Genomic DNA, 10453 nt, shown 5'->3' with positions numbered 1-10453 from the left:
GCCGTCCGCACCCCCATGCAGTGGACACCCGACCGCAACGCGGGCTTCTCCTCCAGCGACCCCGGCCGGCTGTTCCTGCCGACCATCATGGACCCGGTCTACGGCTACCAGGTCACCAACGTCGAGGCGTCGATGGCCTCGCCGTCCTCGCTGCTGCACTGGACGCGGCGCATGATCGAGATCCGCAAGCAGAACCCCGCCTTCGGACTCGGCTCCTACACCGAGCTGTCCTCCTCCAACCCGGCCGTCCTCGCCTTCCTCCGCGAATACGAGGACGACCTGGTCCTGTGCGTCCACAACTTCTCGCGCTTCGCCCAGCCCACCGAGCTCGACCTGCGCCGCTTCAAGGGGCGTTATCCGGTCGAGCTCTTCGGCGGCGTCCGCTTCCCCGCCGTCGGCGAGCTGCCGTACCTGCTCACTCTCGCGGGGCACGGCTTCTACTGGTTCCGGCTCCGCCGGGACGCCGCCTAGAACCCTGCGGCGGGGCGGTTTCCACTGCCCCGCCCGGGGCACGCATCAGTAGCACCCCGACCCTCCCCGGGGAAAGGAATGTGACGCCATGGCGGACACGGTCACACTTTCCGGCAGGACGAGCCCCCTCCTCCTCGCGTCGTTGACGCCCCTGTTGCGGGAGTGGCTGCCACGGCAGCGCTGGTTCGCCGGCAAGGGGAGTCCGGTCACCGGGTTCTCGCTGGTGGCGGCCACCGAGCTGCTGCCCGCCGAATCCCGGCTGGGCCTGTTCCACCTGCTGGTGCGCGCACACCAGCCGGCCTCGCCGGGCGACTGCTACCAGCTTCTGATCGGCGTACGCGAGGCGCTGCCGCCCCGGCTGGCGCCCGCGATGATCGGCCGTGTGCCGGACGGCCCGCTCGCCGGTCGCACGGTGTACGACGCCCTGTACGACACCCGGCCCGCCGAGCTGCTCCTGGAGGCGCTGCGGACCCGCGCCCGGATCGGCGTGCTGCGCTGCGAGCGGGACCCGGCGCAGGAGATACGCGCGGGTCTGATACCCCGCCGTCTGACGTCCGAGCAGTCGAACTCGTCGGTGGTCTACGGAGATACGTTCATCCTGAAGCTGCTGCGCCGGGTCGTGCCCGGCGTCAATCCGGACCTGGAGCTGCCGCTGGCGCTGGCCCGCGAGGGCTGCCCCCGGGTGCCGGCGCCGACGGCGTGGATGCACGCCGAGCTCGACGGGCAGTCGTACGTCCTGGGCGTGCTCCAGCCGTTCGTGCAGGGCGCGGCGGACGGCTGGGAGCTGGCGCTGCGGGAGCTGGCGAAGGGGGAGGACTTCGGCGCCGAGGCGCGGGCGCTGGGGCGGGCCACCGCCGAGGTCCACACCGCGCTCGCCCGCGCGCTGCCCACGGCGACCCTCGGGTACGCCCAGCTGGGGCCGCTGGTGGACGGCATGGTCGAGCGCCTCGACGCGGCCGCGCAGGCAGTCCCCGCGCTGCTTCCCTACGCGCCCGCCCTGCGCACCGCCTTCACGGCGCTGGCCGACCTCGCGGCCGAGGGGCACACCTGGACCGCCCAGCGCGTCCACGGCGACCTGCACCTCGGGCAGTGTCTGCGGGCCCCCTCCGGGGAGTGGGCCCTGATCGACTTCGAGGGCGAGCCGGCCCGGCCGCTGGCCGAGCGCAGGATGCCGCAGCCGACGGTCCGGGACGTGGCGGGCATGCTGCGGTCCTTCGACTACGCCGCCCACTCGGCCACCCCGCCCGCGCCGGGCTGGGCCGAGGCGTGCCGGGCGGCGTACTGCTCCGGCTACGCCGAGGTGTCCGGCGCCGACCCGCGCACCGATCCCGTACTGCTGCGGGCCTACGAGACGGACAAGGCCGTGTACGAGGTCGTCTACGAGGCCCGGCACCGCCCCGACTGGCTCCCCGTCCCGCTGTCCGCGATCCGCAGGCTCGCCGCATCCGACCAGCTCTGAGGAGGCTTCGCCCGTGACTCCCAGTCCCCCGTCCGACGGTTCGATCCCGAAGAAGCAGGCTGCCGCAAGGAAAGCGGTGGCGAAGAAGGCGGCGGGGAAGAAGACAGCGGCGGCCAAGAAGGTGGTGGCCCAGAAGGCGACGGCCGAGAAGGCCGTGGCGAAGAAGACCGCCGCCAAGAAGGCGGCCGTCGAGACGTCCGCCGCGAAGAAGGCCGCGGTGGCGAAGGCCGCGGCGAAGAAGGTCCCGCCGGCGAAGGCCGCCGCCGCCAAGGTCCCGGCGCAGAAGGCCGCCGAAAAGGTCCCGGCCGCCGGGAAGGCCACCGCCGGGAAGACGGCGGCGAAGAAGCCCGCCGCCGCGAGGATCCCCGGTCAGAAGGCCGCCGCCAAGAAGACTCCGGGCCGGAAAGCCGCTGCCGGGACGGCCGCCGCGAAGGCCCCGGCCAAGAAGGCCACCGCCCCGCGGGATCCGGCGCACGAGCCCGCCGTCGAGCCCCTGGTCGTCGCCCTCTCCCCCGCCCTGGACGCCGCCGACCGCGAGCGTCTGCTGCGGGGCACCCACCACGATCCGCACGGGGTGCTCGGCGCGCACCCGGCGCCCGGCGGGATCGTGTTCCGCGCCTTCCGCCCCTACGCCCTGTCCGTCACCGTCGTCTGCGGCGATCTGCGCGCCGACCTCCATGACGACGGCGACGGCTTCTTCTCCGGGCTGCTGCCCCTCCAGGAGGTACCGGCCTACCGCCTCCTCGTGGCGTACGAGGGAACGGTCCAGGAGACCGAGGACGCGTACCGCTTCCTGCCCACGCTGGGCGAGCTGGACCTCCACCTGATCGGCGAGGGACGGCACGAGCAGCTGTGGACGGTGCTCGGCGCGCACCCGACGACCCACCAGGGCGTGACCGGCACCAGCTTCTCGGTGTGGGCGCCGAACGCGCGCGGGGTGCGGCTGGCCGGCACCTTCAACTTCTGGGACGGCACCGGGTACCCGATGCGCTCGCTGGGCTCCTCCGGGGTGTGGGAGCTGTTCGTGCCGGGCATCGGGGAGGGCGAGCTGTACAAGTTCGACATCACCCGCCCCGACGGTTCGCACACCCTGCGCGCCGACCCGCTGGCCCGCCGTACGGAGGCCCCGCCGGCCACCTCGTCGGTCGTGCACGCCTCGCACTACGAGTGGGGCGACGAGGAGTGGCTGGCCCGCCGGGCGGAGCGGCCCGTCCACGAGTCGCCGTTCTCGGTGTACGAGGTGCACCTTCCGTCCTGGCGACCGGGACTGACGTACCGGCAGCTGGCCGAGCAGCTCCCCGCGTACGTCAGGGACCTGGGTTTCACCCATGTCGAGCTGATGCCGATCGCCGAGCACCCCTTCGGCGGCTCCTGGGGCTACCAGGTGACCGGCTTCTACGCGCCGACGGCCCGGCTCGGCACGCCGGACGACTTCAAGTACCTGGTGGACGCCCTGCACCGGGCCGGGATCGGTGTGCTGATGGACTGGGTGCCGGCGCACTTCCCGCGCGACGACTGGGCGCTGGCCGAGTTCGACGGCCGCCCGCTGTACGAGCACGAGGATCCGCTGCGGGCCGCGCATCCGGACTGGGGGACCCTGGAGTTCGACTTCGGGCGGCGGGAGGTGCGCAACTTCCTCGTGGCCAACGCGGTGTACTGGTGCGAGGAGTTCCACATCGACGGTCTGCGCGTCGACGCCGTCGCCTCGATGCTCTACCTCGACTACTCGCGCGAGCCGGGCCAGTGGACGCCGAACGAGCACGGCGGCCGGGAGAACCTGGACGCGGTGGCCTTCCTCCAGGAGATGAACGCCACCGTGTACCGCCGGTGCCCGGGTGTGGTGACGATCGCCGAGGAGTCGACGGCCTGGGACGGCGTCACCCGGGCCACCCACCACCGGGGGCCGAGCGGCTTCGGCGGTCTCGGTTTCGGCCTGAAGTGGAACATGGGCTGGATGCACGACTCGCTGCAGTACATCGGCAAGGAGCCCGTGCACCGCAAGTACCACCACCACGAGATGACCTTCTCGATGGTGTACGCCTACAGCGAGAACTACGTCCTGCCGATCTCCCACGACGAGGTCGTCCACGGCAAGCGTTCCCTGGTGTCGAAGATGCCGGGCGACTGGTGGCAGCGGCGCGCCGACCTCCGCGCCTACCTGGGCTTCATGTGGGCGCACCCCGGCAAGCAACTCCTGTTCATGGGGCAGGAGTTCGCGCAGGGCGCCGAGTGGTCGGAGGCGCACGGCCCCGACTGGTGGCTCCTCGACCCCGCCTACGGCGCCGAGGCCGACCACCGGGGCGTACGGGACCTGGTCCGCGACCTCAACGCCGTCTACCGGTCGACCCCCGCCCTCTGGGAACGGGACACCGCCTCCGACGGCTTCCAGTGGGTGGTGGGCGACGCGGCCGACGACAACGTCCTGGCCTTCCTGCGGTACGACGCCGACGGCGCCCCCCTGCTCGCCGTCTCCCACTTCTCCCCGGTCGTCCGCCACGACTACCGCATCGGCGTCCCGGACGACGTCCCCGCCTGGCTGGAGGTCCTCAACACCGACTCCGAACGGTACGGCGGCAGCGGCGTCTGCCAACCCCACCCGGTCAAGCCGGAGGCCCAGGGCTGGCACGGACGCCCGGCGAGCATCCGGCTGACCCTGCCCCCACTGGCGACGGTGTGGCTGCGCCCGGCGTAGCGCTTCCGCCCCGCCGCCCGTGCCCGTCCCTGCCCTGGGCTGCCGCCCAGGTCCCCGCTTCGGCCTGACGGGCCTCGGCCTCGAACGCCGGCCCGCCGGGTTCGCTCACCCATCTCCCGAGCGAGTCGGGTGGTGGGTGGGCGAAGGGCGGGGGTCCGGGGGCGGAGTCCCCGGGGACGGGACGGGACGGCGGAGGCGACACCCCTGCGGCAGCGGCCGGCGCCTGGGCGGCCCCGGGTTACGAAAGGGCCTCCGCCAGCGCCTTCGGCAGTGCCTTCGTGTGCACCACGCCCAGCCGCTGCGTGGCCCGGGTCAGGGCGACGTAGAGGTCGCTGGTGCCGTACTCGGCCGGTTCGACCACGAGCACGGAGTCGAACTCCAGCCCCTTGGACTGGCGGGGGTCGACGAGGACGACCGTGTGCGTGAGGTCGGGTTCGGCGTCCGCGGTGACGCCGTCCAGCCGGGCGGCCAGCCGCCGGTGCAGCGCGCGCGGGGCGATCACCGCGAGCCGGCCCTCGGCGGGGGTCAGCTCCCCGACCGCCTTGGCGACCGCGCCGGGCAGGTCGTCGGTGGCGCGTGCCCAGGGCCGCGCGCCGGTGGAGCGCACCGAGCGGGGCGGGACGAAGTCCGGGTGCTCGGCGCGGACGACGGCCGCGGCGACGTCCATGATCTCGGCCGGGGTGCGGTAGTTCACGCCGAGGCGGGTGTGCTCCCAGCGGTCCTGGACGTACGGCTCGAGGATCTTCGACCAGGAGCCGACGCCGGCCGCCTCCGCCGTCTGCGCCGGGTCGCCGACCAGGGTCATCGAGCGGGTCGGGCTGCGCCGCATCAGCAGCCGCCAGGCCATCGGCGACAGCTCCTGCGCCTCGTCGACGACGATGTGCCCGAACGCCCAGGTCCGGTCGGCCGCCGCCCGCTCGGCGGCGCTGCGGTGGTCGTTCTCCTCCTGCCGCTCGGCGAACCGCTCGGCGTCGATGATGTCGTGCGCGGAGAGGACCTCGCTGCCGTCCGGATCGCTGTCCTCCTTGTCCTCGAACTCGTAGGTGCGCGAGGCGTACGACACGTCGAGCACGCCCTGCGCGTAGGCGATCTCCCGCTCCCGCTCCCGCTCGGCCCGTGCCCGCGCCATGCGGTCGTCCTCGCCGAGGAGTTCGGCGGCCTCGTCGAGCAGCGGCACGTCCGCCACGGTCCAGGCCCGGGTCACCGGGCGGCGGATGGCGGCCGCGTCCTCGTCGGAGACGTAGCCCTCGGGGTGGGCGAGGAAGTCGGCGATCACGCGCCGCGGGGTGAGCACCGGCCACAGCCGGTCGATGGCCGCCCAGACGTCGGGGTTCTCGGCGAGGTCGTCGCGGATCTGCGTGATGTCGCTGGGGTCGAGCAGGTTGGAGCCGTCGTAGGGGTCGGTGCCGACGCGCTCGGCGTACAGCTCGGTGAGCGTGTTGAGGATGTGGCCCTCGAAGTGCTCACGGGCCGCGTTGTGCGGCAGCTTCGCGGCGCGGGTGCGCTCGCGGGCGACGCCGACGAGTCCGTCGTCGAGCATCAGGACCTCACGGTCGTGCTCGACCGCGATCACCGGGTCGGGCAGCGCCTGCCGGTCGCGTACGACGGCGGCGAGCACGTCGGCCATGTCGGCGCGGCCCTTCACGGCGGCCGCCTCGGGCGTGTCCGTGGCCGTCGCCCGCACGCCCGGGTACAGCTCGCCGACGGTCGCGAGCAGCACGCCCGTCTCGCCCAGGGAGGGCAGCACCTCGCCGATGTAGCCGAGGAAGGCGGGGTTGGGGCCGACGATCAGGACGGCCCGCCGGGCGAGCAGTTCGCGGTGCTCGTAGAGGAGGTAGGCGGCGCGGTGCAGGGCGACCGCCGTCTTGCCGGTGCCCGGCCCGCCCTCGACGACCAGCACCCCGCGGTGGGGGGCGCGGATGATCTCGTCCTGCTCGGCCTGGATGGTCTGCACGATGTCGCTCATGCGACCGGTGCGCGCGGAGTTGAGGGCGGCGAGCAGGACGTCGTCGCCGGCCGGATCCTCGTACCCGGTGCGGGTGGCGTCGCCGACGTCGAGGAACTCGTCGTGCAGGGCGGTGACCCGCCGGCCCTCGGTGGAGATGTGCCGGCGGCGGCGCAGGCCCATCGGGGTGTGGCCGGTCGCGAGGTAGAAGGGCCGGGCGACGTCGGCCCGCCAGTCGACGAGGACGGGCGTGCGCTCGGGGTCGTCCCGGCGCAGGCCGATCCGGCCGATGTGGTGGCTCACTCCGGAGGACAGGTCGATCCGGCCGAAGCAGAGGGAGCCGTCCACGGCGTTCAGCGCGGCGAGCAGCCCCGAGCGTTCGGCGACCAGGATGTCCCGCTCCAGGCGGGCCTGCATGGGCGTGTCGCCTTGGGCGAGGGCATCGGTGACGGACACCTCGGCGTCGCCGCGCAGGGCGTCGACGCGGGCGTACAGGCCATCGATGAATTCCTGTTCACGGCGCAATTCGCTGTCCGGCAAACCGTTGTTTGACAATTCCACTCCCGCCCGGATATACTGTGCTCACTGAACTTTTCCGCGACTCGTCGAATTCAAGTCGCGAACCATTAAATATACGCAGAGAAATCCCCCGGGCGCAATTGCCCGGGGGATTTCTTTTACCTGCGCGCGAGGTGTTCAGAGCACGTCGGAGAGCTCCTCCAGCAGCCGGCGCTTCGGCCGCGCCCCCACCATCGCCTTCACCGGCTCACCGCCGCGGAAGACCATGAAGGTCGGCATCGACAGCACCTTGTAGTGGTTGGTCGTCGCCGGGTTGTGGTCCACGTTCAACTGCACCACCTTCAGCCGCTCGCCCTCCTCCGCGGCGAGCGCGCCGAGAACCGGCGCCATCTGCCGGCAGGGCGGGCACCAGTCGGCGGTGAACTCCACCAGCACCGGCAGTTCCGCGCCCAGCACCTCCGCCCCGAAATCGTCGTCAGTGACCTCAGGGACTCCTGCCGTCTTCGTCACCGTTGCCGCCCTCCCAGCTCGCACAGGGGTTCCGGACCCCCCGGAACCAGCGCCTCGGCACCCAGCTCGTCCCGCGCCCGCTCGGCCCGGGCGAGCTGACCGGCGACCTTCTCCCGGACCGCCCGCAGCTCCCCGATGAGCGCGTCCAGCTCGTCCAGCTTGCGCCGGTACACCGCGAGCGACGCCGGGCAGGAGTCGCCCTCCGGATGCCCGGCGCGCAGGCACTCCACGAAGGGCCGGGTCTCCTCCAGGTCGAACCCGAAGTCCCGCAACGTCCTGATCTGCTGCAACAACCGCAGATCCCGCTCGTCGTAGGCACGATGACCCAGCTCGTCGCGCCGCGCGGGCAGCAGCCCCCGCGACTCGTAGTACCGCAGCGCCCGCGTCGTGGTCCCGGCCCGTGCGGCCAGCTCGCCGATTCGCATGCGTACGAACGTAAGGGTTGACGCCGACGTCAGGGCAAGAGCGGTTTCCGTTCCACCGGCGAGGTGAGCACGATCGAGGTCGTCGTGCGCCCCAGCGCCGAGATCTCCTCGAGGACCTCCTCGAGGTGGACCGTGTCCGTGACGGCGACCTTCAGGATCCAGCAGTCCTCACCGACCACGTGGTGCACCTCGGTGATCTCGGGACGTTCCATCAGCTCCAGCGTCCTGGGGTGCTTCAGGTTGTACCCGCCGTGCGGATTCACCCGGACGAACGCCTGGATGCCGTAGCCGAGCCGGGCCGGGACGACGCGGGCGCCGTAACCGGTGATCACGCCCGCGGTCTCCAGCCGCCGCACCCGCTCGGTGACCGCCGCGGGGCTCAGCCGGACCCTGCGGCCCAGCTCGCTGAGCTTGATCCGGCCGTCGGTCTGCAGCAGTGCGAGGATCCGCCGGTCCACCGCGTCGAAGGCCACCGACGTTTCGTCGGCGGTGGCGCGTGGACGCCGTGCTTCTTTTGGCGTGGCTGCCGTAACTCCCATGGTTCCCCCTTCAGGACCTGCGGATTCGCCGGGAGAATTATGGTCATGAACAAGACAGGAGCGGCAGAGGCGCGAGACGTCCTGGTCATCGGCGGCAACCGCTATTTCGGCAAGCGGCTCATCGCCCGGCTGGTGGCCGCCGGAGACCGGGTCACGGTCCTCAACCGCGGATCGTCCCCGCCACCCCCCGGCGCCGTGCAGCTCGTCGCCGACCGCGACGACGAGGACGCGCTGACCACGGCCCTCGGCTCCCGCACCTTCGACGTCGTGATCGACCAGGTCTGCTACACCCCCCGCCAGGCGGCCACCGCCCTGCGCGTCTTCACCGGACGCACCCGCCGCTACGTGATGACGTCCACGGTGGAGGTGTACGAGTACGAGGACTCCATCGCCCCCGTGCGCGAGAGCGACGTCGACCCGTCGTCCGTGGCCGTCGACCTCGGCCTCCCCTGGCACGACCCGGAGTTCCTGGACGCCCACTACGGCGAGGGCAAGCGGCAGGCGGAGGCGGTGTTCGCGGCGGCCGGCGCCGCGGGCTTCCCGTACGTGTCGGTGCGGGTGGCCCACGTGCTGGGCGGGGCGGACGACTTCACGGGCCGGCTGGCCCACTACGCGGAGCGCGTCCGCACCGGCGAGCCGATCGCCGTTCCCTCCCCGAACCATCCGGCGACGTACATCCATGTCGAGGAGATCGCCGACTTCCTGTTCTGGGCGGCCGGCGAGACCTTCACCGGGCCCGTCAACGCCGCCTCCCACCGTCCGCTGAGCACCGAGGAGCTGTGCGAGGCGGTGGCCGCGCACGTCTCCGACGGCAGGACGGTCTTCCAGGAGGTGGAGGTCGGCGAGGTCTCGCCGTTCGCCTTCCGCCGCTCGTACCCCATGGACAACTCCCGTGCCACGAAGCTCGGTTTCACCTTCGGCAACGCACGGCAGTGGCTGGGCCGGGCCGTCGTCGAAACGCTGGGAAAGGAGGACCGGCATGCGTGAGCGCCCCCTCGGGGACCTGCGGGTGAGCGCGATCGGGCTCGGCGCGATGCCGCTGTCCATCGAGGGCCGCCCCGACGAGGCCCGCGCCCTCGCCACGATCCACGCGGCGCTGGACGCGGGCGTGACGCTGCTGGACACGGCCGACTCCTACCACCTGCCGGGCGGGGAACCCGGCCACAACGAACGCCTGGTGGCCCGCGCCCTCGCCACCTACGGCGGTGCCACGGACCGGGTACTGGTGGCGACCAAGGGAGGCCGGGGCAGACCGGCCGGCGAGGACTGGACGGTCGACGGCGACCCCCGGCATCTGAAGGCCGCCGCCGAGGCCTCCCTCAAGCGGCTCGGTGTCGAGGCGATCGGTCTCTACCAGCTCCACAAGCCGGACCCGGCAGTGCCGTTCGAGGAGTCGGTGGGCGCGCTGCGGGACCTGCTCGACGAGGGCAAGATCCGGCTGGCCGGCGTCTCCAACACGGACGCGGACCAGATCCGCCGGGCCCACGCGATCCTCGGCGACCGGCTGGTCTCGGTGCAGAACCGGTACTCCCCCGCCGTCGGCGACAGCGAGGCCGAGCTGCGGCTCTGCGCCGAGCTGGGGCTGGCGTTCCTCCCGTGGAGTCCCCTGGGCGGCATCTCCCGCAGCTCCCTGGACGGGCCGTCCCGGCTGGAGGGAGGGCGGCGCTTCGCCGCCTTCCACGAGATCGCCCGCGAACGCGGGCTGAGCCCTCAGCAGGTCTGCCTGGCCTGGCACCTGAACCGCTCCCCGACGGTGATCCCGATCCCGGGTGCGAGCCGTCCGCAGACGGCACGTGACTCGGCGGGGGCGGCGGACCTCACGCTGTCGCGGGAGGAGTCGGCGCGGCTGGACAGGACCGTGGAGCGGGGTCGGGCGCTTCAGGCGTGAGCCGT

At 72.6% G+C, this 10453-nt stretch carries 9 protein-coding genes; 5 read left to right on the top strand and 4 right to left on the bottom strand.

All coding sequences use genetic code 11. The features are described from left to right. The 3 genes from ACIHAR_RS33630 to glgB all read left to right on the top strand — a co-directional run. The coding region (locus ACIHAR_RS33630; RefSeq protein ID WP_400023020.1) for an alpha-glucosidase C-terminal domain-containing protein at window positions 1-471 on the top strand (471 nt) is incomplete at its 5' end. Between the two features lie 88 nt (window positions 472-559). After that, a complete protein-coding gene (locus ACIHAR_RS33625; protein ID WP_365463929.1) occupies window positions 560-1930 on the top strand; it encodes a phosphotransferase in 1371 nt (456 codons plus the stop codon). 13 nt (window positions 1931-1943) lie between these two features. Continuing rightward, the gene (gene glgB / locus ACIHAR_RS33620) at window positions 1944-4622 is read left to right on the top strand and encodes a 1,4-alpha-glucan branching enzyme (RefSeq protein WP_400023018.1); all 2679 of its coding nucleotides are present in this window, start codon (window positions 1944-1946) and stop codon (window positions 4620-4622) included. A gap of 238 nt (window positions 4623-4860) precedes the next feature. Here the strand turns inward: glgB and ACIHAR_RS33615 are convergent, their stop codons facing one another. The 4 genes from ACIHAR_RS33615 to ACIHAR_RS33600 form a co-directional block, all read right to left on the bottom strand. Next, complete coding sequence (locus ACIHAR_RS33615) at window positions 4861-7122, bottom strand: HelD family protein (RefSeq protein WP_400023017.1); 2262 nt, start codon at window positions 7120-7122, stop codon at window positions 4861-4863. A 141-nt stretch (window positions 7123-7263) separates the two neighbouring features. Further along, window positions 7264-7596, bottom strand: coding sequence for a thioredoxin domain-containing protein (locus tag ACIHAR_RS33610; RefSeq protein ID WP_365463935.1), 333 nt, complete (start codon window positions 7594-7596; stop codon window positions 7264-7266). Beyond that, on the bottom strand, window positions 7593-8021 hold the full coding sequence (locus tag ACIHAR_RS33605) for a MerR family transcriptional regulator (RefSeq protein WP_400023016.1): 429 nt from the start codon (window positions 8019-8021) through the stop codon (window positions 7593-7595). Before ACIHAR_RS33605 ends, ACIHAR_RS33610 begins: the two co-directional genes overlap by 4 nt. A 29-nt stretch (window positions 8022-8050) precedes the next feature. Beyond that, the gene (locus ACIHAR_RS33600; protein WP_400023015.1) at window positions 8051-8560 is read right to left on the bottom strand and encodes an Lrp/AsnC family transcriptional regulator; all 510 of its coding nucleotides are present in this window, start codon (window positions 8558-8560) and stop codon (window positions 8051-8053) included. Between the two features lie 45 nt (window positions 8561-8605). Here ACIHAR_RS33600 and ACIHAR_RS33595 point away from each other — a divergent pair, with 45 nt between their 5' ends. Both ACIHAR_RS33595 and ACIHAR_RS33590 read left to right on the top strand, forming a co-directional pair. Then, the gene (locus ACIHAR_RS33595; protein WP_400023014.1) at window positions 8606-9547 is read left to right on the top strand and encodes an NAD-dependent epimerase/dehydratase family protein; all 942 of its coding nucleotides are present in this window, start codon (window positions 8606-8608) and stop codon (window positions 9545-9547) included. Next, the gene (locus ACIHAR_RS33590) at window positions 9540-10448 is read left to right on the top strand and encodes an aldo/keto reductase (protein ID WP_400023013.1); all 909 of its coding nucleotides are present in this window, start codon (window positions 9540-9542) and stop codon (window positions 10446-10448) included. Before ACIHAR_RS33595 ends, ACIHAR_RS33590 begins: the two co-directional genes overlap by 8 nt. The last annotated feature ends 5 nt before the right edge of the window (window positions 10449-10453 follow it).

The organism is Streptomyces sp. NPDC052016 (assembly GCF_044548445.1).
Classification (GTDB): Bacteria; Actinomycetota; Actinomycetes; order Streptomycetales; family Streptomycetaceae; genus Streptomyces.
Note: the sequence above shows the minus strand (reverse complement) of the source record. Positions and strands in the feature narration are given on the sequence as shown.